Annotated in this window: 22 protein-coding genes and 4 tRNA genes; 16 read left to right on the forward strand and 10 right to left on the reverse strand. The window is 45.1% G+C overall.

What is annotated here, in order from left to right; translation table 11 throughout:
* Positions 1 to 139: 139 nt before the first annotated feature.
* The 3 genes from sdhC (at position 140) to PGW94_RS00300 (ending at position 2,439) form a co-directional block, all read left to right on the forward strand.
* Positions 140 to 517 carry a succinate dehydrogenase, cytochrome b556 subunit gene (sdhC, locus tag PGW94_RS00290; RefSeq protein ID WP_271757223.1) on the forward strand — a complete coding sequence of 126 codons (378 nt, stop codon included), beginning with the start codon at positions 140 to 142 and terminating at the stop codon, positions 515 to 517.
* A 12-nt stretch (positions 518 to 529) separates the two neighbouring features.
* Positions 530 to 862, forward strand: coding sequence for a succinate dehydrogenase, hydrophobic membrane anchor protein (gene sdhD, locus PGW94_RS00295; protein WP_271757226.1), 333 nt, complete (start codon positions 530 to 532; stop codon positions 860 to 862).
* Positions 863 to 1,053: 191 nt separating this feature from the next.
* On the forward strand, positions 1,054 to 2,439 hold the full coding sequence (locus PGW94_RS00300) for a hypothetical protein (RefSeq protein WP_271757229.1): 1,386 nt from the start codon (positions 1,054 to 1,056) through the stop codon (positions 2,437 to 2,439).
* A 1,476-nt stretch (positions 2,440 to 3,915) separates the two neighbouring features.
* Here PGW94_RS00300 and thiD read toward each other — a convergent pair.
* The 5 genes from thiD to rpsD form a co-directional block, all read right to left on the reverse strand.
* Positions 3,916 to 4,719 (reverse strand): bifunctional hydroxymethylpyrimidine kinase/phosphomethylpyrimidine kinase, encoded by an 804-nt coding sequence (thiD, locus tag PGW94_RS00305; RefSeq protein WP_333939394.1) that lies wholly within the window; start codon positions 4,717 to 4,719, stop codon positions 3,916 to 3,918.
* On the reverse strand, positions 4,697 to 5,374 hold the full coding sequence (locus PGW94_RS00310; protein WP_271757232.1) for a DnaA ATPase domain-containing protein: 678 nt from the start codon (positions 5,372 to 5,374) through the stop codon (positions 4,697 to 4,699). The genes thiD and PGW94_RS00310 overlap by 23 nt, the downstream gene beginning before the upstream one ends.
* A gap of 4 nt (positions 5,375 to 5,378) precedes the next feature.
* A complete protein-coding gene (locus tag PGW94_RS00315) occupies positions 5,379 to 6,470 on the reverse strand; it encodes an AI-2E family transporter (RefSeq protein WP_271757236.1) in 1,092 nt (363 codons plus the stop codon).
* 460 nt (positions 6,471 to 6,930) lie between these two features.
* Positions 6,931 to 7,016, reverse strand: a tRNA-Leu gene (locus PGW94_RS00320).
* 10 nt (positions 7,017 to 7,026) lie between these two features.
* On the reverse strand, positions 7,027 to 7,641 hold the full coding sequence (rpsD, locus tag PGW94_RS00325) for a 30S ribosomal protein S4 (RefSeq protein ID WP_271757385.1): 615 nt from the start codon (positions 7,639 to 7,641) through the stop codon (positions 7,027 to 7,029).
* A gap of 406 nt (positions 7,642 to 8,047) precedes the next feature.
* Here rpsD and iscX point away from each other — a divergent pair, with 406 nt between their 5' ends.
* Positions 8,048 to 8,248, forward strand: coding sequence for a Fe-S cluster assembly protein IscX (gene iscX / locus PGW94_RS00330; protein ID WP_271757239.1), 201 nt, complete (start codon positions 8,048 to 8,050; stop codon positions 8,246 to 8,248).
* A 35-nt stretch (positions 8,249 to 8,283) separates the two neighbouring features.
* On the opposite strand, the gene PGW94_RS00335 is transcribed toward iscX, so the two are convergent.
* From PGW94_RS00335 to PGW94_RS00350, 4 genes are all read right to left on the reverse strand, one after another.
* Positions 8,284 to 9,474 (reverse strand): hypothetical protein, encoded by a 1,191-nt coding sequence (locus PGW94_RS00335; RefSeq protein WP_271757242.1) that lies wholly within the window; start codon positions 9,472 to 9,474, stop codon positions 8,284 to 8,286.
* Positions 9,475 to 9,527: 53 nt separating this feature from the next.
* Positions 9,528 to 10,340: a GNAT family N-acetyltransferase gene (locus PGW94_RS00340; protein WP_271757245.1), complete on the reverse strand. Its 813-nt coding sequence runs from the start codon at positions 10,338 to 10,340 to the stop codon at positions 9,528 to 9,530.
* Complete coding sequence (locus PGW94_RS00345) at positions 10,328 to 10,837, reverse strand: phosphatidylglycerophosphatase A (RefSeq protein WP_271757248.1); 510 nt, start codon at positions 10,835 to 10,837, stop codon at positions 10,328 to 10,330. The genes PGW94_RS00340 and PGW94_RS00345 overlap by 13 nt, the downstream gene beginning before the upstream one ends.
* Positions 10,838 to 10,927: 90 nt before the next feature.
* Positions 10,928 to 11,089 carry a hypothetical protein gene (locus PGW94_RS00350; RefSeq protein WP_271757251.1) on the reverse strand — a complete coding sequence of 54 codons (162 nt, stop codon included), beginning with the start codon at positions 11,087 to 11,089 and terminating at the stop codon, positions 10,928 to 10,930.
* 230 nt (positions 11,090 to 11,319) lie between these two features.
* Between PGW94_RS00350 and PGW94_RS00355 the strand changes: the two genes are divergently transcribed.
* The 11 genes from PGW94_RS00355 to thiE all read left to right on the forward strand — a co-directional run bounded on the left by PGW94_RS00355 (position 11,320) and on the right by thiE (position 22,385).
* Positions 11,320 to 11,392: transfer RNA gene (locus PGW94_RS00355), tRNA-Lys, on the forward strand.
* 144 nt (positions 11,393 to 11,536) lie between these two features.
* Positions 11,537 to 11,620 (forward strand) — tRNA-Leu (locus PGW94_RS00360).
* Between the two features lie 34 nt (positions 11,621 to 11,654).
* Positions 11,655 to 12,980 carry a trigger factor gene (gene tig, locus PGW94_RS00365; RefSeq protein WP_271757256.1) on the forward strand — a complete coding sequence of 442 codons (1,326 nt, stop codon included), beginning with the start codon at positions 11,655 to 11,657 and terminating at the stop codon, positions 12,978 to 12,980.
* 56 nt (positions 12,981 to 13,036) lie between these two features.
* Positions 13,037 to 13,630: an ATP-dependent Clp endopeptidase proteolytic subunit ClpP gene (clpP, locus tag PGW94_RS00370; RefSeq protein WP_271757259.1), complete on the forward strand. Its 594-nt coding sequence runs from the start codon at positions 13,037 to 13,039 to the stop codon at positions 13,628 to 13,630.
* 11 nt (positions 13,631 to 13,641) lie between these two features.
* Complete coding sequence (clpX, locus tag PGW94_RS00375) at positions 13,642 to 14,862, forward strand: ATP-dependent Clp protease ATP-binding subunit ClpX (RefSeq protein WP_271757261.1); 1,221 nt, start codon at positions 13,642 to 13,644, stop codon at positions 14,860 to 14,862.
* A 13-nt stretch (positions 14,863 to 14,875) separates the two neighbouring features.
* Positions 14,876 to 17,290, forward strand: coding sequence for an endopeptidase La (lon, locus tag PGW94_RS00380; protein WP_271757265.1), 2,415 nt, complete (start codon positions 14,876 to 14,878; stop codon positions 17,288 to 17,290).
* Between the two features lie 470 nt (positions 17,291 to 17,760).
* Positions 17,761 to 17,834: transfer RNA gene (locus PGW94_RS00385), tRNA-Ile, on the forward strand.
* Positions 17,835 to 17,916: 82 nt separating this feature from the next.
* Positions 17,917 to 18,825, forward strand: coding sequence for a methionyl-tRNA formyltransferase (fmt, locus tag PGW94_RS00390; RefSeq protein WP_271757268.1), 909 nt, complete (start codon positions 17,917 to 17,919; stop codon positions 18,823 to 18,825).
* 295 nt (positions 18,826 to 19,120) lie between these two features.
* Positions 19,121 to 19,954: a rhodanese-related sulfurtransferase gene (locus PGW94_RS00395; protein ID WP_271757271.1), complete on the forward strand. Its 834-nt coding sequence runs from the start codon at positions 19,121 to 19,123 to the stop codon at positions 19,952 to 19,954.
* Between the two features lie 115 nt (positions 19,955 to 20,069).
* Positions 20,070 to 20,912, forward strand: coding sequence for a pyruvate, water dikinase regulatory protein (locus PGW94_RS00400; RefSeq protein ID WP_271757274.1), 843 nt, complete (start codon positions 20,070 to 20,072; stop codon positions 20,910 to 20,912).
* A gap of 432 nt (positions 20,913 to 21,344) precedes the next feature.
* Complete coding sequence (gene thiE / locus PGW94_RS00405; RefSeq protein WP_271757277.1) at positions 21,345 to 22,385, forward strand: thiamine phosphate synthase; 1,041 nt, start codon at positions 21,345 to 21,347, stop codon at positions 22,383 to 22,385.
* 659 nt (positions 22,386 to 23,044) lie between these two features.
* Here the strand turns inward: thiE and PGW94_RS00410 are convergent.
* Entirely contained in the window at positions 23,045 to 24,307 is a 1,263-nt protein-coding gene (locus PGW94_RS00410; RefSeq protein ID WP_271757281.1) for an HlyC/CorC family transporter, read from the reverse strand.
* A gap of 186 nt (positions 24,308 to 24,493) precedes the next feature.
* Between PGW94_RS00410 and PGW94_RS00415 the strand changes: the two genes are divergently transcribed.
* Complete coding sequence (locus PGW94_RS00415) at positions 24,494 to 24,772, forward strand: YggT family protein (protein ID WP_271757284.1); 279 nt, start codon at positions 24,494 to 24,496, stop codon at positions 24,770 to 24,772.
* Positions 24,773 to 24,809: the final 37 nt, after the last annotated feature.

Below are 24,809 nucleotides of genomic sequence, written 5' to 3' on the forward strand. Positions count from 1 at the left end.
AACAAGGTAGCTGTAGGTGAACCTGCGGCTGGATTACCTCCTTTAGGCTTTTTTATCATGTGTTTCATCTTATGGTGATGTATGTGGTAAATGTGCCGCCGTCTTTATTTCTATTTATGAATAACTCGGGGGCTGCGCAGTGTCGAGGTCTAGGCCTTTGTCTCCGCATCTTGGGGTCTACAGGCTACCTGTTACTGCGTTGCTTTCAATATCGCACAGGGCGGCTGGGGTTCTCCTGTATTTGGGGTTGACCTTTTTCTCATGGCTGTTGGTTTTCCTTACATTTTATCCGGGGGTGGTGCGTGCACTACTTGCGTACCGGGTCGTAGAGTATGTTGTTGAGGCAGGCCTTTTTGTGTGGTTTGGTTCTCTTTGCTATCACTATTGCAATGGAATAAGGCATCTCTTTTGGGACTGTGGGATAGGTCTTGGTAAAAAAGCTGCAACAATAAGTGGTTATGTGACGCTGGCTGTGGCGGTTTCGCTTGCGTTGGGACTGTTTTTCATTTGGTATTAGCGATCATTGATTATGTATGGCAAGAGTGTATTATCTTGGTGGCTGCAGCGTATAACTGCGCTAATCATGTTGCCATTCCCTATTCTTTTCGTGATGGCCCTTTTTGCTCCAAACCTGGAAGAGGGGCTTTTGGAGTTGACTCGGGGGTATAAGGGGTTGTTTAGCGTTCTTTTTATCTTGCCTGCACTATACCACGGATTTCTGGGGATCCAGGTTGTGCTAGAAGATTATGTAAGTTCCGATGTGCTAAGGGCATTTCTAATCACCTTTTTGAAGATTTTCACATCTATTACTGCGGGTGCAGTACTTGTAGTAGTTCTGATGCAGATGCTGGGTGTAAAGTAGAGGGTACGCACGTATTTGTGTAGTCCTTGATTTCGGCTCTACCTCTAGAGAAACTTTTCGGTACGCTTCCATTGCTAACAAGATTTTCTAAGCTTGTCTCGCGGATGTTTTAAGGCATATCATGTGCTTAATTTATTAAAAATTTAAAAACTTGCTTATAAAATAGGACATGCATAGGAGAAGATATAGTTATGGCTAAAGTCGGGATAGGTGGTGCAATGAGCAGGGGTATGGGCGCTCTGTCAGAAAGAGTGCAAGGTTCTGGTATCATGAAATGGGGAAAGAAGCTTACTACAGGCTTTGGATACCTGAGCAACCACGTAAAAAATATAGCGCTTTTTGATCCCGAGGGATTTGGTGTAGTCAAGACTGTTAGGGTACCTATGGTCATGAGCCAGGTGGTTGACCACCGCCAGCCCTGCGAGTTTTTGCCAAGCGAGTGCTTCAAGAAAGGACGACAGATGAGAGTTGAAAGGGGGCAACTCTTCTCTAATGGTATGGGTTTTCCCATAGAGCCTATTGCGGATGCTGGGCTTGAGCGTGCCGTGACTTACGATAACAAGCAGCTTTACGCTATAAACACGAGTAATACTAAAGAGGTTTTCAAGGCCTTAGGGCTTAACGAAAAAAAATTCAAAAACAAGCGCCTGGTTATTGCTTGTGATGGTGTTACGGTAGTGCCGACACCTATTGGCAAGGATCGAAGGCTCATGAGAGCCGTTTATAATGCAGAGGTTTCTCCAGAAACACGGAGAATCAAGAACGAAGTTACCGGAAGCACGATGTGGATTCCCACAATTCTCGTTGCTATGCCAATCAACCTTATTACGGGTATGAGTAATGTTGTCATGATGGTGCCTCATGCACTATTTAATGGCGCGGCTAAGCTTGTAGATAGGGGTGCGTCTGCACTTGAAGAAAAGTATAAGCATGTATCTGTGGCAAAAAGCAGAGGCACTATTGTGGGAGGTTACTCCTTTGTGGCTCATTATGCGGTCATGGGCTTTATTTTAAGAAGTGTTGAACGGATTTTATCATCTGCGTCATGCTGTATTGGTGGTTTGAGATCCGTAAGTGTAGCAGTGCTGAGATCGGTGCCCCTGTTTGTAAATGCGGGTTGTAACACGAGTCGGGCACAGTTCGCTGTAGGACAGCGTTATCTGAGTGAGACCTTCAGTGGTATTTGGGATGTGGCCAAGAGGTTTGTAAGCGACACCAAGGATTCTCTACAGGTATATAGTGGCGTTGATACAGGTGTAAATAGGGAAACAGACATTGATGTAAATGCGTACGATGCCGTTGTGGACAATACGCGTGAATCTGCTAGGGAACGACAAAAAACAACATCTCCGGGTGTGGAGAATGTAGTTGATCGAAATCTTGGAGTAAACCGAGAGCATAAAGGGTTACCGGCAACTCTATCATTGTGTGAGGCAGATATGCTTTGCGTCAAGAAGGTAGGCCATGATCTGTCGGAGTTGGGGGTTACCGTGGGTTATGGTACTGCTGACCAAGTTCGTGATAATTTTGTAGGTTCAGCAAGCGTGAAAGTAGGACAGCTTGGGTCATCAAGGTAGTAGGATAATTTGAAAAGATTCTGGCTGCCACAATTGTGGCGTATTTTGAAAGGTTACGTAATTTGCCAGATACGTTTAATTCGTAGGCCGTTTGATACCAGTAAGCTAGGTGCTGATGCGTCTATGACTGGTGGTTACTGCATTGAAATAGTTGGACTGGTGCTGTGAGGGTCCGAAGCAGCGGACTTGGACCGTTGTCACGATATCATTGATTTAGGTAGCTGTTGTTTTTCTCAGGTATACCGTACAGAAGAGTGGTTGGAAGAGAGCCAGTGGTCCGATGGAGGGTATTTCCAGAAAATTTCATTTATGCATTATGATAGTAGCGCGTCGGCCCTGTGATGGCAGAGATCGTCGCAGCATTTGTGTGTCGGATGGATATTGTATGCTTATGCGCCGACGATATATGTCCCATAGTGGTGAAATACTTTGATTGGGTCTGAGTTCTACGAAAGAGAAATATCGTGAATGGCGTTTGTGCGTTGCGTGTTTATTATTTCAAGTATCCTGAACTGCTTCCTAATAAATAAACTGAAAATTCTCTGATTAACCATTTATCCTTACATTATATTACAAGGTGATATACTCCTAGGGCTGGGAAAAAAGCTTCGTTAATCAATAAAACAGGATCCTGGAACTGTGTGCAGTACTAGATGATAAATGCTGCTCCAATAGATAAGGGGACGTATGTTTTCCGAAATTTGCTGTCGCACTCTTGGGTACCCCAAGTAGTATAGTATTTTTTAGTCCTCAGAAGTGTGATTGTGTGCAATGACGTAGATTTCTGTCCGAATGTCTGTGGACCACCAGGCTATACTGCACATGTGTTAACCACCGGCTTACAGATCTTGGCTTATAGCAGGTCACATGCATGCGACTTTTCTTTCTAGATAAGATGCCGCAAATTGTGCTTTGGTGTAAGCGCGACAAGCAACTTATATAGGTTTTCCGGCATCTTTTTCGCTATGTGGCTCGGTATTTATTTACTTTTTATCAACATTTTTCCTAACGTGAGATAATGCGTGTCACAGAAGCCATGTTTTGAATACCCGACTCTTGGGTGTGTATCATTAGCCTGGTCACTGTGCTACAGGGCTGATACTGAGAGCCGCGTCAAGTGTATGCAGTTTCGTAACAGAGATACTAATTCTTGGATGATTTGGAACTGTTGCAGCAACCGTGTAGGCGTTGTTGGCGATGCTGTAAGATATTGTTAATGAAGCAAATAGCTGCTGGTCATAGCTGTTGTACCATTTTTGTGTGAATGCACACAGGGTGGTTCCGATAGCTTCACGATGTACCGTATTGGCTGTGTTGTACAGTTTGATCATGTGAATGACAATATAGTGATATCAACTTATGACGCTATACATCGAATTTCCATGATGTCCTGCAAGACATGGCGTTTAAATTTAAAGGACGTGTTATAAATCGTGTTGCAAAAGAACTTTGGGCTTCCTGATACCGTCCGTGACCCTACACGGTTTCACAGCATGCAATGCTATGATTGTGAAATACGGGGTTGAATCCGCAGCCGACTCTTGGAACGTTTTTAATTGTGCTAGCCACATAATCAAAGGCAAGTCCCACGCTTTTTTCTATACAAACATTTTGTGCAACAAAACTCGCTATGGCAGCCGTAAGCGTACATCCAGTACCGTGTAAAACTTCGGGAAATCTTAAGTTTTGAAACCAGAATACCCCGTTTTCAGTCAACAATACGCTTTTTATGTAGTCTTCCTTTTGGAGTATTTTGCCCTTAACCAAAACGCTTTTGATGCCGAACCTGGAGGATATACTCAATGCAGCGTCTACCATATCGTTTTCGGTATGTATACAATCTAGCCCAGAGAGTACCTTGGCTTCATCGAAGTTTGGCGTGATCAGCATTACCTTTTCTGCAATGCTAGGGATACAAGATGCAAAACTCACTGAATCTGTTAACTCATAGCCAGATGTAGAAACCATAACAGGGTCTAAGATTACCGGGATCCCGTGTGGTATACAGTTTGAAACAACCCCTATTAATTGTGCAGGCAACATGCCAATTTTTATTGCATCTATTTCGATGTCCTCTAATACGCAGACGATCTGCTTTTCCAAAACCTCAGCTGCAAGATCCCATGTTCCAAATACGCCTTGGGTATTTTGTGCGGTTACCGAAGTTATACAAGCAGCTGCATAACATCCCAACATAGTGATCGTCTTGATGTCCGCTTGCACGCCTGCGCCGCCACTCGAGTCAGAACCTGCGATGCTAAGCACCTTCCCTTTGTACAAAATCAGCCCTCCGGATTATGGATTTTACGAACGGAATTGTTACTCCTCCAGATGTGAATGCCAGCTCGTCATCTATTAGATTTACTATATCACTGAGCTTCTTAAATGAACGTTCCACGTTGTTGAGAATATAGTTTATTGTTTTGGCATCAGTATGCATTTGCCTGTCCGTAAATAACTTAACGAGCATTATACGTAGAAGCTCTTCATTAGGGTTGGCAAGCTCTGCAGACATGGTTGAGAGTATACGCGATTCCAAATCTTTTAGCTTAAAATTCAATTGTCGTGGTGATACGGAAGCCGTCATCAAGAGAGGTTTACCATTTTCCTTTGCGCAATTATAGCAGTGAAGTAACCAGGCTTCATCCGCAATGTGCTCTATATTTTCGACAACTACTGCGTTACTCCCCTTTATCGCTACCATAGTGGACTCTACGGTGTCATAAGTCAGAAAATGGGCTTTCCTAAGCTTTTGCCACATGTGAGCCAAGTGTGTTTTACCAGAGCCCGTGACACCATATAGCACAAAGCATCCCCAGAAATCGCAGTTCATAAGCAGATTATAGGTATTGCGGTTGCTATCAAGAACCACATAATCTGAGCATTGGTAAGAGTGTACCTCTTGCACGTCGAATAGTTTCAATTGTTTAAACATAGAACTATCTACCCAGGTAAAAGCGGCTTGTTGTGTATTTCTCCACAACGAACTGCGTAAACACGCTCAATATTGCGGTCACCGGCACCGCTAGTAATGCTCCCGCTATCCCTGCGTGGGAACTGAAAACTACCATGCCCAGCACTATCCAGACTTGGTTCAAGGATAGTTTCTTTCCCACGATCAACGGTGTTATAACGTTTGACTCGACAGTTTGACCGACAATAAACATTAGCACGACAGTTGCAGCCTTAGCCAGCCCTAACCCCTGCGACATGGAAATGCCCACTCCAAGCACGCAACACAGAATTGGCCCCACATATGGTACGAACGTCATCAGCCCGGAGACAAAGCCAAGAATCAGCGAGTAGTCAAGACCCATAACAACAAAACACACACAATAGTAACACGACAGCAGCAAACATACCAATGTCTGCCCCCGCAAATAAGCCGCAATTACCTCATCAACTCTACGTGCGCAGTGTAAAAAGCTAACCCTGTGCCGAGGAGGCACCAGATCGTTAATCCTGCCCAGCAAGGAATTCCAGCTCCCCAGTATGTAGAAAGACAACAACAGCGTAAGTAGCATCTTTATAATAGACGCTCCAACGCCTATGCTTGAATGTGCCACCCCAACTACTGCCTTACCAAAATACCCAGAAGCGCTGTTCAGGAGCTTCAGCAATTCTGCATTATCGCCGTGGACTAGACTTTTTGTTACGAAACTCAGGGGATCTCCTGTGTCGTTTATTATATCCCTATAGGATGGTAATCCACTGGCACTAAGAAGCCCTTTTAAATCCTTTAAGTCAATGAACGGAGCCCTATCAACTAGCAACTTTACTATGCCAAGGGCCTGAGAGTAGAGTATAGGAGTCAAGAACACTACAAGTGCTCCAAGAACACACGTACAGGAGAAGACTATTGCGAACGACGATACCATGCGGGGAAGCCCAACAGCTTCCATCCTATTAACAACAGGATTTAAAAGATATGCTATGACTACCGCAAAGCAGCACGAACAAAGCACTGGCCGAACAACCACAACCAGGGCGACAACAGCGATCGCAACCAAAAAAAGGTTTACGTACTTCACCTTACTTTCCCACCTAACTTCCCACTCAAGGAAGGCGCAAACACAGCGCAATTTTACAGCAATTTATTCGCCGTATTCAATTATTTTGAAAGCCAATGCGCTTCCGTACAATGTCTTCTAAACTTTCTTCACTAAATATTGGAAATTTGTTTTTTGGAGGGCACTTACTTCACAGAGCCACAGTTTTGTGTGGACGAAATCTGAAAATCCAAATGAGCCACAGACGTACCCGGACATCTGCAGTACTCTCAATGTACGAAATAACGTATCCGCAAAACTGAAGAGAAACGCGAAGCCACATACGTCCATGATATTAGCTGATTGGGAACGGTACACTGCAAACCCGCAGCATGCGTAATCAGATGGCAAAAACCAGCATGTCCTCTTTCACGGGGCTCGCAACTCAAAACCCGTATACAATAGGTAAAACGCCCAGAGTGCCAAGAACGAGTAACAGACATGGTGCCCATGGGGAGACTTGAACTCCCACGACCGCGAGGTCAGCGGATTTTAAGTCCGCTGCGTCTACCATTCCGCCACATGGACTGCACTACCACTAGCCGGAGTAGAATTCCACGACTAAGTTGACTTCCATGTTAGCCGGATAAGGCACGTCTGAATACTTGGGCACATTGAGACACTTCGCAGACAACGCCTCAGTGTTTACTTCCAAGTGGTCAGGCACACGTCTTTCTGTTGATTGAATAGCCGCCAACACCATAGGAAGCTGTGAAGCTCTTTTTCTAACTTCGACCAAATCCCCGGGTTTTACAGAGTAACTAGGTATATTTACAACTCTCCCGTTGACGGTAACATGTTTGTGTGAAACAAGCTGTCGCGCAGAAAACATAGTAGGAACAAACCCGGCGCTGTAAACAACTGCGGCAAGCCGCAATTCCAACGCTCCAACGAGATTATCCCCAGTATCACCCTTCTTCTTGTAGGCCTTTAGAAACATATTTCTCAGCTGGCGACTGGAAACTGCATAATAACACTTGAATTTCTGGTGAGCTACAAACTGCCTACCGAAGCTGGAAAGCTTTTTATATCCCATAGCGCCATGCTGGCCAGGAGGGTAGTTTCTAGTGTTAAACGGGTCCTTAGACCTACCCCACAAGTTCACCCCCAGTCTACGACTGGCCCTGTATTTTCTATTTACAACCGATACCATACTACCTACACAAAAACAGAAAAAGAACACCACATGGTACTGCACAGCAGCTACCAAAATGGCGCGCGCAAAAACCCGCGTCTCGGTGCGGAAGTATGATCATTTTAAGTATGTGTGTCAATCAATTTTGTGAGGGTAGCGCAAGCATTCAGACATTCTGTGTATGTGTGGGATTGCTATATGTTGGTGTACGGTACATACGGTTCTCATTTAAAAACAATACGGTGATTCCTTGTACGATCTGGAATACGAGCACCACCATAGCATGATAAAACACCACTCTTACAGCAGTCTACACATCACATGTGAATTGAGAAAAATTCAGTGCATCATGTATGTTGTCTGGACAAAACTTGTATTTTGCCGTAGAGCTAACGGGGCTATTACTGATAAGAGGTGAGCGGCTGTGAAGTGGGATGATACCGAGGAAATAGTTGCTCTCTTGGAAGAGTTCTTTCCAGAGCAGGATATTTTTGCGTTACGGTTTACTGAGCTTCGTGAGATGGTGATGTCTTTACCGGGTTTTGATGCGGACGATGACGGCTGCAACGAAAGCGTGCTAGAGGCTATTCAGATGGGATGGTATTCTGAGAGGGAAGAGAAATAGTTCCGTGCGCACAGACAAATGCGGAAAGCCCCAATCTATTTTTTGTCGGGTGCTTGGTTGTTTTTAGCAGCTTTCATATTGCTGTGATTGTAAAGAAACAGCAGCTCCTGTCTGTGATTTGGCACCACTGATATGTCTAGAGCGCCGTTTTTTAGTGTAAGGGTGTCGTGGTAGGGTTCAGATAATTTACCGAAGAGCTCGTATTGTTGTTTCTTTAAAAGTTCATAGGCGCTGTCATCTATGAACTTTTTGCTGTCAAAGATCTTGCGTATAACATCGGAGTACGTGGCTCCGTTATTTTCCCACGATTTTCCCAGCTGCCAGAATTTGCTGAAATGTCCATTGAAGAATAGTAGACGCCCATCGCTACCGTACATTGCTGCGGCACAAGGCAGGCTACTGAGCAGATTTTTTTGCATGAGGGAATAGCCTTTTATCTCTTCTGCCAATTGCCAGCTCTGGGTTATATCTTGCCCATAGCCAATAAAGTGCCCCTCATCTGCCTTTATTTCTGTCAGCGAATACAGACGCCTTTCGTTGTCTACGATCATGAAGATCTTCTCTTTCAGTGGAGCTATGCTCTCATCTTGAATGGATGCTCTGCGATGCTGAGCAAGTAAATCCCCATTCTGGCCGTCTTTTATCAACTTTCCGTAGAAGGGGTTATGCACCTCCACGTCTGTACGTTGATTGCGTTTCCAAACTGGGAAGGGTAACATGTTTATAATATCGCCGTAATCACTGAGCTCTTTTTTCAGTCGGGCATTTTCCTGCTTCAAGTTTGATATCAGTGACCTGCCTCCGGTAACGTTTTGTATCCATAGCAGAACGCCTACTATCTTGTCATGATCGTCAACGATACTTTGTCCGTGGCAAAAACAGTAAAGCTCGGAGTCCCGTCCTTTGAGATCCATTGTGAAAGATTTATTTATTTTTCGTGCTTCGTCGAAGTTCTTCCTCAGAATGTCAGACTCTTCAAAAAAGTTGGCAAGTTCGTTAAATGAGCAAAATATGCTATTTAACAACATGTGCAGATTGGGTGAAAATCGCTCAACCCTCTTTTTCTCATCCCAAAGGTAAAACCCATCTCCCAGGGATAGTATCAGGCTAGTCAAAAGGTTGTTGTTGTGCTTTAGATCGTTTATACTAAGACTAGCATAGAATGAGAAAACGGCAAAAACCGCCAATACAAAAACAAGAACATAAGGGACAACATACGTAAACATGCACTCACTTCTTACACACTCTCACTTAGTACTCACTCCTCCGAGTACACCTCCTATCCGGAAAAGGAGGGATAAAGAAACAAGTCACCCGTAGCTCTAAAGCCCAATCTTTTGTACAAGCTAACGGACTGAGTCACGCACTGAGCAACAGCGCACGTGCATCCAAACTGCTCGGAGGCCATCTGCAACCTCCTCAAGACCATTTCGCTCGCGATACCCATGTTTCTGTACTCGGGCAGGATACCATCACTATATAGGCCAACAACATTACCGTGGACATACATACCACACAGTCCAACTACGGTATTGTACAACTTGGCAATGAAAAACCTAAGCCGTGACTGCTCCCTTCTTGTAATCCCCCTCAACAGTATTATTAGATCATTGGTGTTGCAATAGAAAATTTTCGCAGCAAGCTCATCCAGTTCTACAAGTGCTGAGTTTGTATCTACAACCTCCAATACAAGCCCAGGGTGATTTTTTGGTGTATCCTGTGAGACATGTATCTTTTTGTACATCTTTTTTGCTTTTGTGGGGTTAGAGAGCCCGAGGTGAAGAACAACATCCTGCCACACTTTCATGTGGGAATCTATAACCCATGTGGTTTCTAGACCCTCTGCATTCAGGTACGCAAGTGCCTCTTTTGCAGCGAGGATAGACTCTTCATGGTCTCCGTCCTGGCAAAAGACAAAGTTAAATAGTGAGTCAGGTCTCCCGTTTATGGTGAGTACCAAATTACCTATCCTCTTCGTATACCAATCAGACAGGTCTACAGCGTAGAGCATATACTCCCGCAGGTTCTCCATAGCTAGAGAGGAAAGGTGCATTGTGTTACAACCCTTAGTCTTGACAATCAGTAGAGGCACCATCTCGTGGATTCGACCGCGAGAGTGACCACAGCAGCAGGCAGAGCTGCAGCTATGTCATCTAACATTACTCCTAACGCACCCTTCACACTTTTGTCAATAACGCATATGGGCCAGGGTTTTGCTATATCGAAAACCCTGAAAGAAATGAACCCCGAAAGGAGTAACCGCAGTGAGTCATATGGGCCGCAGTTTTGACTAATTGCTACGACGCCTGTTTTGACACACGCTGCTATGATAACAAAAACAAAGAGCTGCCCGCATATCTCATCCACTACAACTTCCTTTGGGTCACTTACTCCCGGACGATGTTTTAAATATCCATCAACACTTAGGATACCCACTAGAAACAACGCACAAAGTAAGATAAAACCAAACAAAGCATTGGAAATAGCCAAAGGGAAGAATAACAGTGCAGCAGCACTGCCCACAGTTCCAGGGGCGAAAGGCGCTCTGCCACAGTAGAACCACGTAGCAATGACCTCACAAACCAGCAAGCAAAACCCCAACGAACCTACCAGGTGACTTTAATAACACGACTCTCGCGGCTAGTCACGTCTGTTTCCTATTCCCAAGTACTGCCAGGGCTAGCCCATCCACCACTTGTTTACTGGGTGCCTTTCACACTCATTTTGTCCATCAAGCCTTACACAGGGGCTCTTGATCCTGCGTTCTTCCTTCGAGAATATACCGCAACCTTGCAGCGCAAACGACATAACAAGCAGCAGCAAAACACAAGACAATCTCATAACATCTACTCTCTTTAAAAAACTGCAACCCCACGGTGTGGCGACTGTGCATCACTTGCGCACCAAACGGTGACCAAGATAAAACGGTCTGCATTATAAGCAAATACGCCTATCAGTCAAGCTTGGCATACCTGTTATCTTGCTATTGACATCTGGTTGGTATGGTAGTATCAACAACGGTTGAAGCGGCGCAGTGCTATGGGTGTTAGCGGTAGTACGTGTTCGGTGGCGGTTCCGTAGCTCAGTTGGTAGAGCAGCTGACTCTTAATCAGTTTGTCGCGTGTTCGAATCACGTCGGAACCTTTGTACTTTGGCTTAGTGTGCTTGCGGGCGATAGTGGCCCTTTGCGGAACTGTTACTCAACCAGGTTCTCCATGAGCTTCGGTCTATAATTGGCGGGCGGTAGTGGTGTTTTCTGTGGTTCTGTGTTGCGTCTAGGGAGTCTGTGCGGATATGGCGGAATTGGTAGACGTGCTAGGTTTAGGTCCTAGTGGGCGTGAGCTCGTGGGGGTTCAAGTCCCTCTATCCGCACTCCTAATTGCCCTGTGTGTAGAGGAGTGTTTTTATGCAGCAGTTCTATTGCGTTAAGGAAATCCTTAACGATGGGCTTAAACGTGGTTATGAGTTTGCCGTTAAGAATGGGTACGTGGAAGGTAAGGTAGAGGAGAAGCTGCGGGAGATTGCTGCGAGCGCCAAGATAGACGGGTTCAGGAAGGGGAAGGTGTCTCCGGAATTTCTTCGTCGCACTTACGGGGAGAGCGTTGCCAGTGATGTTGTTTCGCAGGTTGTTGATGATGTCTCGTCCGCGTTCCTTAAGGAAAACAATTTCGACAACATAGTCACGTCGAATGTGAAGATCTCCTCATATCCTAAGGCGTGCACCAATAGTGAGAAGGACGAGGATCTAGTATACGAACTTCAGTTTGAATTAATGCCAGAAGTTCCGGAGGTTGATTTAGACAGTATAACTCTCAGGGAGATAGAGGTAAAAGCTTCGTCCGAGGATATTGACGCTTTTCTTGAAGACCTGAGAGCCAATTACCCTAGCTATGCTCCGGTTGAGGGGAGTGACCACGGTATCACTAAGGGTGACCATGTTACCATGAGCTATAGTAGCTTGTTTAATGGTAAAGCTCTGAGGGGTGGTAGCACCAAAGGATTTACTTTTGTGATGGGCGAGCGTCAGCTGCTAGAGCAGTTTGAAGAGCAAATTACCGGGATGAAGGTTGGCGAGTCCAAGGAGTTTAAACTCAAATTTCCTGCAGACTACGGGGCAAAGCATTTTGCTGGCAAGGAAGTGGACATGCATGTGACGGTAGATGGTCTCAAGGTTAGAAACGAAATTAGTGGCAGGGACGAGCTCGCGAAAAAATGCGGTTTTCAGACTGTGGACGAAATGGTGGAGTCTGCCACTAATAGCCTGAATGAACGCTTCGCGAACATGAGTCGTGTTGTTATGCAGAAAGAGCTACTTGATCACATTGACAATACTTGCGATGTTTCAGTGCCGGAATTTGTGGTATCGCAGGAAATTGGAAGAATGAGCCGTGAGCTCAGTGAGGCTGAGGGTGGTTCGGGTGATGCTGATGGAATAAAGACAGAGGCGGAACGTCGTGTCAAGCTTGGTTTGGTTCTCATGAAGATTTCAGGAGACGCGGGCATTACGGTCGAGAACAGCGATATTTTTGCATTCCTCAGGGCAAATTATTACAGTTATGGCAGGAGCCTTGATGCCGTGATAAAGCTTTTTAAAGCCAGTAGAGACTTTAGAGACCATGTTAGAGGAAAAGTCCTTGAAGATAAGGTGGTCGGTTATATAATCACTAGAGCCAAGAAGGAAAAGCAGAGTATGTCTGCTGAAGAGCTCAAATCACTTTTCGAAAGCATATGATATCGTAGGTACTAGGAGCTTTGTCTCTGGTTTTGTATATGGGTTTGAGGTAGGTTATGAACTTGGTGCCGATGGTTGTTGAGCAGACTAGCCGGGGAGAGCGGGCGTACGACATATACTCTAGGCTTCTAAAGGAGAGGATAGTATTTGTTACTGGCCCTATAGAAGACAATATGGCTAGTCTTATAGTGGCGCAGCTTGTGTTTTTGGAGGCGGAGAATCCTGAGAAGGATATATCAATGTACATAAATTCGCCTGGGGGTGTTGTTACGGCTGGTTTGTCTATATATGATACCATGCAGTACATAAAGCCTAAGGTTTCTACTCTGTGTCTTGGTCAGGCTGCTTCTATGGGTTCGCTATTGCTTTGTGCAGGTGCTCCGGGTTTGCGTTATGCGCTTCCAAACTCCAGGGTAATGATACATCAGCCGTCGGGCGGGTTCCGCGGCCAAGCTACCGACGTTGAAATACATGCTCGTGAGATATTGGAGATTAAGAAGAGACTTAACGAAATTTTCGTTACGCATACGGGTAGGTCTCTGGAAGAAATAGAGAGCAGTATGGAGAGGGATAATTTTATGGTCGCGGAAAAAGCGCGTGATTTTGGCATAATAGATAAGGTGATAGAGAAGCGGGAAGAGCAGAAGTAGTAGGAATATAGATGTCTGAGACGAAAGGGGGTGCTTACAGTTGCTCATTCTGCGGTAAGCTGCATAGTGAAGTAAAGAAGCTAATAGCTGGGCCTGAGGTGTACATATGCAATGAGTGTGTGGAGCTATGCGGGGGCATATTGCAGGAGGAGGGTCTCCCTGCGAAGCAGGGTAGGTTCGACCTTAAGCCTAGGGAGATCAAAGAAGTTCTTGATGAGTATGTTATCGGACAGGAACACTCTAAAAAGGTTTTGTCGGTTGCGGTTTACAATCACTACAAGAGACTGAGGAACTCTGGGATCATTAGCGAAGTTGAGATATCGAAGTCTAATGTTTTGCTTATAGGTCCCACAGGATCTGGAAAAACTTTACTTGCTCGAACGCTTGCAAGAGTGCTGCAAGTTCCGTTTGCTATGGCTGATGCAACCACATTGACTGAGGCTGGATATGTGGGGGAGGACGTAGAAAACATACTGCTAAAATTACTCCAAGCTGCAAACTTTAACGTAGAAGCTGCGCAACGTGGTATAATATACATAGACGAGGTCGACAAGATATCTAGGAAGTCTGAGAATGCGTCAATCACGCGGGATGTTTCGGGTGAAGGTGTTCAGCAGGCTCTACTCAAGGTCATAGAGGGGACAGTGTCTTCCGTGCCGCCTCAGGGTGGGAGGAAGCATCCTCATCAGGAGTTTATACAGATAAGCACCGATAATATCTTGTTTATTTTTGGAGGCGCTTTTGATGGTCTTGATAAGATTATAGAGGCGCGTAATCGTGGGAGCTGCATGGGGTTTGAGGCAAACGTGCAAAATGTTGCGACCCACAAGAAGGACATATTGTGCCATACCGAGCCTGAGGACCTGGTAAAATTCGGACTTATACCTGAATTTATAGGCAGGATTCCTGTGATTACGTCCTTGGGTAAGTTGGATGAGAGTACGCTGTACAGAGTGTTAGTTGAGCCTAAAAATTCTTTGGTAAAGCAGTATACCAAACTGTTTGAGATGGATGGTCTTGTGCTTGAGTTTGATAGGAATGCACTGTTGGCTATAGCTAGAAAGGCTGTTGATCGTAATACTGGAGCTAGGGGCTTGAGAGCGATTATGGAGTCGTTGCTACTGGACTTTATGTTTGATCCAGAGGCTTGTGCCAATGAGGGCAAGGTTGTTATTAGTGAGGATATGGTAAATAGCTTGGTACTGGGTAAGAACTGTTTTGAAAAGTGCTAAGAAGGGGATATTTATGGAAGAAGATAGAGTAGAGTTACTTCCTGTCTTGATGTTACGGGACACTGTAGTGTTTCCTAATGTTGTTATGCCTCTTTCGGTTGGTCGCGAAAGGTCGGTTAATGCGCTTAAGTATACCACTGAGCACGAGGGCTGTAAGATTTTGCTGCTTACGCAGATTGATGGCTCCGTAGATAATCCCGGTGATGCTGACTTATATAAGGTTGGTACTGTTGCCAGTGTTGTGCAGCTATTACGTTTGCCCGACGGTGTATTAAAGGTTCTCATAAAGGGTGATGTGAGGGCTAAGGTAGTTGATTTTGTTGAGGGTGAGGACTTTCTGAGCGCTAATGTTGTTGTAGTAGAAGACAACGAGGATATTGAGATAGACAATAAGGTGGAAGCGCTACGGAGATCTGTGCTCCGTGAGTTTGACATATGGAATAAGCTTAGCAAAAAGATGCAGACTGATGTTGTTGCGTCAGCGTACGAAATCAAGAAACTCGGACATCTCTCAGATGTTGTGGCGTCGCATCTTGCTATAAGTGTCGAGGATAAGCAAAGAGTCATAGAGGAGTTTTGTGTTGTTAAGCGCCTAGACATGGTCTTCAGCATGATAAAGCTGGAGATAGGGGTGTTGAATGCTCAGAAAAAAATAGACGACAGGGTCAGGTCGCAGGTAGAAGCTACTCACAAGGTGTATTACCTAAACGAACAACTAAAAGCTATCCAGCGGGAGCTGGAAGAGAGTGACGGCACGTGTTGTGACCGTGATTCTGCTAGTGAATTTGAGAAGAGAATAAATGCTACTGCGCTTTCGGAAGAGGCAAAGGAACGTGCTTTGAGCGATCTGAAGCGCTACAGGAAGATGAATTTAATGTCTCCTGAGGCTAATATAATTTCTAGCTATTTGCAGTGGTTGTTGGATCTACCATGGGGTAAGTTCAAAAACTGCAAAATAGATATGGATAACTCCATAAAGATACTTGACAGTAATCATTACGGAATGGTCAAGGTAAAGGAGAGAATTCTTGAATTTTTGGCTGTTCTGAAAAGAGTTAAGAAGCCCCGAGGGTCTATCTTATGCTTTGTAGGGCCTCCTGGGGTTGGTAAGACTTCACTTGCGAAATCTATAGCAGAGGCTACGGGCCGTGAGTTCGTTCGGGTATCGCTAGGGGGTATCCATGATGAGTCGGAGATACGTGGGCACAGGCGTACTTACGTCGGCGCTATGCCTGGGAAAATAATAAAACAAATGAAGCGTGCTAAGACTTGTAATCCGCTATTTCTTCTTGATGAAATAGATAAGGTAGGTTCAGATTACAGGGGGGATCCGACTGCTGCTCTGTTGGAAGTCCTTGATCCGGAGCACAACAAACATTTTGTCGACAATTACCTTGAAGTAGAGTTCGATCTGTCGAATGTTATGTTTGTTGCTACGGCTAACAGCCTAAATTTGCCTAAGCCATTGCTTGATAGAATGGAAGTAATTCAGCTGTCTGGGTACACAGAGGATGAGAAGCTTAATATAGCCAAGGTGCACATGATCCCTGGGTTACGCAAGGAACACGGGTTGAAAGATAAAGAATGGGATATTTCCTCTGGGGCAATCTATGATCTAATTCGTTATTACACGCGGGAAAGTGGTGTTAGGAGCCTGAGGAGAGAATTATCTTCTTTGATGCGCAAGGCAGTCAGGGAGATAATTACAGATAAGGAAATTAAGGGCGTATCCGTTACCTCCGAGAACGTTGAAAAGTACGCCGGGATACGCAAATACGACTTTGGCGTCAAGGAGAAGACTAGTATGGTCGGCGTTGTTACTGGTCTAGCTTATACAGACACGGGAGGAGATCTTCTTACCATAGAATCTGTCATGATGCCTGGTAGAGGGGGGATAAAATACACAGGTAAGCTGGGTGAGGTGATGCAGGAATCTGTGAAGGCTGCATACAGCTATGTGAGATCTCGCTGCATCGATTTTGGTATAAAGTCTAGGGACTTCCAGGGCAGTGACATACATGTACACGTTCCCGAAGGGGCTATACCGAAAGATGGGCCATCTGCGGGCATTGCCATGTGTGTATCTATTGTATCGCTAATGACTGGGATTCCTGTAAAGAATACAGTTGCTATGACTGGGGAAGTTACTCTCAGAGGGCGGGTTTTACCTATAGGTGGCCTGAAGGAAAAGATGCTTGCCGCTCTGCGTGGAGGCATAACTACGGTAATTATCCCGAGTAAGAACAAGAAAGATGTTTCTGAGCTGCCTGAGAGTGTGCAGCAGTGTATGGAGCTTGTGCTTGTATCAAGTGTTGATGAGGTCATATCGAGGGCGCTGTCGTCTGCGGTTGTGCCTTTGAGTAAAGATGAGGCATTCGTGAACCAGGTGCCCAGCACCGGTGAGAGCGACTGTACGCTGTTTAACTAACTCTGCGCACTTTTCGAAAAAAAGCAGTGATGGTTTCTTGGGATATGGTGTTTGCGTTTTGCTTTGCGTGATATATATTTCTAGTTGCGGGACGAAATGATTTTGCTTGTTTTTTGGTGTTGTGATTTTGAGGGTTTCATAAGATCCGGGAGTCTAATTATGGATTGGGATTTTAAGGGTGATGGCGGGGCTTTCTTTTAGCGGAAGCCTTGTTGAGTGGTTTTGTGCGTATCTCTAGCTTGTTAAAGCTAGAGCCGGTGTTGTTTCCTTTCAGATGTGTTGCCGGAATTGTTAAGAGAACAGGTTGTATTTGCGGGTTTGTCTTTTTTTGGGCAGAGTGGTGGTTCGTTGCGCTCAGCACCCGATTTAGGCTCGCGTAGAGCTGTGCTTTTGACATATGTGTGCTGCTGATGATTGTTGGGAAATACGTGTTGTAAATTGTTATCCTGTGACATACAATGGGCTATTATGGGGCTGTAGCTCAGTTGGTCAGAGCAGCTCGCTCATAACGAGAAGGTCGCAGGTTCAAGTCCTGCCAGCCCCACGTAAGCGGCAAGCATTGCCTTTACTTGCGGGTGCGTGTTTTCCGGGGTGAGAGCCGGTAGGGTAATTTAGGTGGGGTTGCCTTGAGATTAGTGTTCATGGGGTCTTCCGAGTTTTCTGTCCCTGCTTTGGCAGCGCTTATTGACTCCGCGGATCACGATGTTATCGCTGTTTACACAAAAATGCCGAAGCCTGCTGGGCGCGGTTACGAACTCACGAAGACGCCCGTGCACGTTTATGCTGAATCTTGCGGCATTGAGGTTAGGACACCTGCTAAGCTTAGTGCGCCTGGTGAAGAAGAAGTAATGGCTCATTATGCGCCGGATGCCATTATAGTTGCGTCCTACGGCCTCATGTTGCCGTCGTGGACTATCGCCGCGGCGCCATATGGGTGTGTGAATATACATCCGTCTCTTTTACCTAGATGGAGGGGAGCTGCACCGATGCAGCATGCTATCTTGTCTGGGGACCAAGTCACAGGCGTGTCTATAATGCAAATTGTTGAATCAATGGATGCTGGCGATATTTACCTTCAGCGGCGTACGGAAATCAATGAGAAAGAGAATATAATAGAGCTTAGCCGAAGACTATCCTTAATGGGGAGTGATATGCTTATGGAAGTGCTTGGTAATATAAAAAGCATAGTTCCCATAAAACAGGATGAGGCCCAGGTCACGTACGCGAAGAAGCCTACAGAGTTCCGTATTGATTTTAACGATACCGCGGAAGTTATATGTCGTAAGATTCGCGCTTTGTACCCGAGAGTATTTTTCTTTCTTGGAAATACTAGGATCAGAGTTCTGGAGGCTGATAGCTATGAATTTACAGGAAAGCAAGCAGCAGAGATAGTAGATAGTGCCAGGCTGCACATAAAATGCGGAGGGAACACTGTTTTGGCACCAAAAATCGTCCAACAGGAATCAAGAAATCCATGCGATGTGAGTAGCTTCATGTGTAGATTTAAGGGGGGCGTGGTTCCTGCCGTATCTTGAGCTTTTCTGTAGTAAGTACTGTGTGTTACAAAGGGTGAAGTCGTAGCTCGCTACGAGATAGTGTCTGGTATTAAGCATCTTGTGGGGTCATGCGTTGCTGTTTGTCAGTATGTGCAATGACAGTGCAGTACGGAAAGAGGTAATATTGCTTAGATGGCCGTTAATAGAAAGCGTTTGTTGCGGATTGCACGCTGTTGTACAGAACAATTTTGAGATAGTGGCGTGAGGCGAGAAATTGACAATTCGCGTCTTCTGGAATAGCATATAGCCGTGTTCAAGAAATTCGATGTGTGGTATGGGCTTCGTGGTTGCGTCTTTTTACCGCTTTGTCCACTTGCATAATTACTACGATATGCGGCCTGTCGTGCTTGAGTTTTGCAAGGAGCGCGATATAAAGGGGACCATAATACTGGCGGAGCAGGGTATTAACGCTACTATAGCTGGTAACAGGTCTGGTATAGATGAGTTTTTTGCGTTTCTAGATCTGGATGAGCGACTCGTTGGCATGAAGTATCACGAAAGCTACTCAGATAGGCCTCCTTTTCCTAAGATGAAGGTTCGTCTTAAGAGTGAAGTAGTCAGACTTGGCGTAGAAGAGTTGGACTGCTCCTTTAGGGGAGAGTATGTGGAGCCGCAGGTATGGGATGATCTGATTTCACGCCCTGGAATGCATGTTATAGACACTAGGAACGACTACGAAATAAGGTTCGGGAGATTTAAGAGGTCGATCAATCCCTGTACTACGTCTTTCAGAGAGTTTCCCGAGTGGGCTAAGGCCTGGGCTAAGGACAAAGACAGGAGCGTTGGTGTTGCTATGTACTGCACGGGCGGCATTAGGTGTGAGAAGTCTACTGCGTTTATGAAGAGCTTGGGCTTCGAGAATGTTTATCATCTTAAAGGTGGGGTACTCAACTATTTAAGTTCCATGCAAGGTGTGGACAATATGTGGGAGGGGGAGTGTTTTGTCTTTGATGAACGTGTAGCTGTAGACCATAATGTGCATCCGAGTAAGGACATAAGGTGTATTAAATGTTCTTGTATGGTAGGGTCAGAGGATTTACGCGCGGTTTCTAAGGGTAATATAGTGTGCGGTGACTGCAGGTCTAGAAGCGTTGCCTATGATGGTTAAGTGCGCTGGGACGTTTTTGTTAAGCACTATTTTGCAAGTTGCGGTGTACTTCTGTGTTGGGCTGGACATTTGTTGTGTCTTGCAGTGTGTACTGTTTTCGTAAGAAGAGGGCTGTATGAGTCGCAAAGCCTCTCTGGATCTCCATCTTGTGTCCGATTCAACATGTGAGACTGTAGTTTCCGTCGCTAGGGCTTCGGTTGAGCACTTCAAATCTCTTGAGGTAAATGAGTTCGTATGGTCCTTGGTTGGAAGTAAGCGGCACGTTGACAGAATTATATCCAGCATAGATTGCAAAAGGAATAATCTTATCATGTACACCGTGCTGGATGATAACCTGAGGGAATACCTTAAGAAGAGAGCTGAGGCTCATAATGTGAGGTGTATACCTATACTGGCACATATAATTAGGGAAATTTCGTGCTATCTCAGCGTTGATAAGGATCCTAACGCTAATCCGCACCGGCTTAGCGACGAGTATTTCAATAGAATCGAGGCAATAAATTACACAATAGCTCATGACGATGGTCAGAGTTTGTGGGACGTAAGTAAGGCAGACATAGTGATAGTTGGGGTTTCAAGAACTTCAAAGTCTCCCACGAGCATATATTTGGCGTATCGGGGATATAAGGTGGTCAATATTCCGTTCGTGCATTCTATAGCCCTTCCTATTGACCCCAGTGTGCTTGCTGATAAGCTCGTAGTCGGGCTGACAATTGACATAGACCGACTCATACAGATACGCAAGAATAGACTAATATCCATGAAGAACCAGAGCAATTGTGACTATGTTAGTTATGAACAGGTGGAGAAGGAGATAAGCGAAGTGAAAAAAATTTGCGCCGAAAACCAATGGCCACTCATAGATGTTACGCAAAAGTCTATAGAAGAAATAGCTGCGACAATAATCCAGTTTTTTAACAGAAGAAATAATAAAATCGGTGGCGATGTATTCTGCTAGTGTGAGTTGTGTTTGTGCGTATATAAGCATTCCAGATACGGTGTCGTACTAGAGATCATGCAAGTGGCTAACACAGGTCAGCAGCGCATTTTATCCATTCAATAGATGATAGCAAGTTTGTTGCATTGCTTGCGGTGTAATGGCTAAGGTATTTTTGAGTCTACAGTGTAAACCTTGCCTATAGGCAGGACATTGAATAATCTGCTCCGTAAAGTCACCGGTAAAGCAACTTTTGGCACCGTTTTATCCGGGGCCGTTGCGCATATTGAACGAATAGTGGATAGAAACTTTCAGAAATTTGTGGAGCTGATGTAATTTTAGCAAAAAGATAGTTTGCTTGTAGGTAAAGCTGGGACTAGTACCATATAACAGGGGTATGTGTTTGGTATTTAATGAAACGTTTTTCATTTTTGGTAGGTTGCGCGAATAACCATGCATGTAGTTGATGGAAGAGAGATCAAATTATGTGAAGCAACAGCACACGAAGCTGTGTGTGATCTTCATGCTAGATTGGGTAGAGATGTCTATGTTTTAAATGTAGTGTGCAAGGATGGCGTTTGTGCAGACTACTATTTCGACGGTATTGAGGAACTGCAATTTCTATACAGATGCGCGGCGGTCACCGACAAATATACGTTTTTGCAGTCATATGATCATGTGAAAACTACTGTCAGACAGGCGACACGATGTATGGAGGAAAGGGATATTAATTTGGACTCTATAGTGCTTGCTCGGGAGCGTGCAACTAGCATTTTGAACGGCGTATGTGGACGCGATTTTGCCTGTTATGCTGCTAATAACATGCCACGTATCACATCCAAGGGGGATAACTGCGTTGTCAAGCCGGGGTTCAAGGGTATGGACAATATAGGGTTTTACGTAATTGTGCCTGATGAAGACTGGTTCGAACTTGTTGCGGGCTGTGGAGTACGTACTGTACAGCTAAGGGCTAAAGGCAGACCTTTAGCTGAAGTTGAGCGTATGGTGGAAGCTTGCTCTCTTATTGCGGAGAAGCATGGTACTAGACTCATAGTTAATGATTACTGGGACTTGGCAATAAAATACGGTGCTTATGGTGTTCATCTTGGGCAAGAGGACATGGGGCATGCCGATTTCGATCTTTTATTAAGGTCTGGCATACGCCTTGGTATCAGCACCCATTGCTATCACGAGCTTGCACGTGCAAACTTTTACGGACCGTCGTACATTGGCTTCGGGCCCATATACCAAACCACGTCAAAGGACATGCGCTTTTTCGCTCAAGGCGTAGAATTACTCCGAAAATGGGTCAAAATAAGTGAGTGTCCGGTGGTTGCAATAGGTGGTATCACGCTCTCAAATGTATATGAGGTTACTGCTTGCAGAGCGGAAGGTACCGCGGTAATATCTGCGGTCACAGGGTCTAATGATCCAGAAGATACAATAAAAAGATTTATTGATATCTGTTGTAGAGAGCCAGGTTCCTTATCATAGAACCTGCTGTACGGCACCGACGTGTGGAACTACCCAAGAGTTGGGTAAAGCTTGCGTGTCTGGTGGTTGCAATGGGTTATATAACGCTTAAAACGTATGTTAGGTAGTTGATCCCTGTGCTAGATGAATCGAGTTTCATCTAGGGGTTAAGAGATTACTGAATCATGTGGCGTCATAGGGGCTTACGATATAGCACCCGTACGGCAATTTCAGCCCTCCTGTCCTTTGCACAGTATTATGAATCTAACGTGTGCGAATGTGTATTTCAGCATAATGGAAAAAAGTTATGTGAGAGAATACAGAGGTCTGTTTGCATGTAGTGGGTTCTGGGAGGGGTATACCCGCTTTGGGATAGGAATGTGCACCGCAAGAAGTAACATAGCGGGCGTATGCGGCGGTACGTAGATGTTATTCTTACAGTTCATAGCGCCGCAGTCAGTATAGGCAGGGTACGTGGTATGAAGTTCAGTGATACAGAATTGCGTATCAATTGTGTGGTGCATCGAGCAATGTTGCGCATATGAGTTGTTATTTGCGTACATGTGTCAGGTATTAGGACAAGTATCTTTACTAACCAAATTAGATTATAGGGAGACGATCATCCTCACTTTGTGTGCTGTGCGTGAATAAATACGCTGACCACCACTGATACCAGAAAGTTACTGCTGAGGCGCACCTTCATCGGTATCAGCTGGGCGTACACTAAGAAGAGATATTGTGTTTCCGCTCTTTTCCAAAATCTTAAATGTGAACCCATGAAGACTAAATACTTCGCCCTCCTCGGGTATTCGCTCTATGTTGTGAAGGATAAGGCCAGCCACAGTTGAAGCGTCTTCTGGTAACCCCCAGCGCAGTTCTCTGTTTACGTCTCTAATAGGCGCCTCGCCGGCGATGTGGTACTCATTTTCATTGACTGCTGTTATTAGACTTTCTGGAACTATATCGTGCTCGTCGGAAATGTCTCCCACAATTTCCTCAAGTATGTCTTCAAGTGTTACTGCGCCCTGTAAAGTGCCGTATTCGTCAACGACTAGAGCGAGATGTCTACGTTTTTTGCGGAAGTTGTGCAGCTGTACACTTAGAGGCGTTGTATCGGGAATAAACCAAGGCTTGTTCATTATGCTGTAGATGTCGTTCTTTGTGACGTTGCCACTCTTTTCACGTACGAGGTCAGTCACATCGCGCACATGAAGTACGCCTATTATAGACTCTTCGCGCTTCTGCCAGATTGGGATTCTGCTATGAGTACTTTGGAATATTTGTTTTAGCAATACGTCCACTTCCTCGTCTATGTCTAGCGCAAACAAATTTTTCCTGTGCGTCATGACCTGAGATATCTCAGTCTGTGCGAGATCCAGAACGCTGCTAAGCATGTCTAGATCCTGTTGCGACATCGTGCCCTTTCCGTTATGCATGGATATAAGGTTTCGCATTGCGTCAGCAGCTGAAACCAGCTCCTGCTCACCCTGTATTCCGAGAATGCGTAGGATACAGTCTACCGCGAATCTGAACGTTATGGACAGCGGAGAAAGGACGAAGGAACAGTAACTTACCATCCGTGCTGTGCAGAGAGAGATCTTTTCAGGATTTTGTAAGGCGTATGTTTTTGGAAGAACTTCTGAGAATAAGAGGACTACACAGGTAATAGATGCAGTGGAGACAACCAACCCACCAGGACCCAAAAGGTCCAGCATCGTGGCCGTGGCCACAGAAGAGGCAGCAACATTCGCTACGGTATTACCAATAAGAAGCGTGCTTATCACTAGCTCTTTCCGACAGCGAAGTGCGTCGAGAATCCTAGCGCGTCTATCCCCTCCTACCACCAACCTATGTATCGAAGAAGGACTAACAGACGTGAATGCGGTTTCGGCAGCAGAGAAAAACGCCGAAGCTACCAATAACAGGACAAAAATAAACAACACTAGAGAACGGAACCCATCCCGGGCACACTATATACAACAATAAAAAGTTCTTCAAGTCGAAAATTTCTATGTATAAACTCCTGTGTACGTTTTACAAAAGACTACAGGACGATTTTACCGTTTTTAATTGACTTTTATTTCTGTATAATTGCGCATACAGCCGTATGCCGGTGTTAGGTCATAATTATGCATCCAATAGCCTATCTTATCGAAATGTTACTCAGTGCGTATAATTTTGCGCTTATAGCGTGGGTTGTTCTTGGGTGGCTGATCTCTATGAGGATAGTAAATAGGGATAATGAGCTTGTGTATAGGGTGTTTTCGGCATTATCAAGAATCACCGGTCCAGCTGTAACTTTTATAAGAAGGTACGTTCCTGGTATTGCGGGGCTGGACTTGTCGCCACTCATACTACTGATCATTATAAGCTTCTTCAGGTATGCATTGCGTTACTATTTTGGATAATGAATTAATGGTGCACGCGGATGAAGTGCATTGGTAG

It is taken from the genome of Candidatus Anaplasma sp. TIGMIC, assembly GCF_028204095.1.
Taxonomy (GTDB): Bacteria; Pseudomonadota; Alphaproteobacteria; order Rickettsiales; family Anaplasmataceae; genus Anaplasma.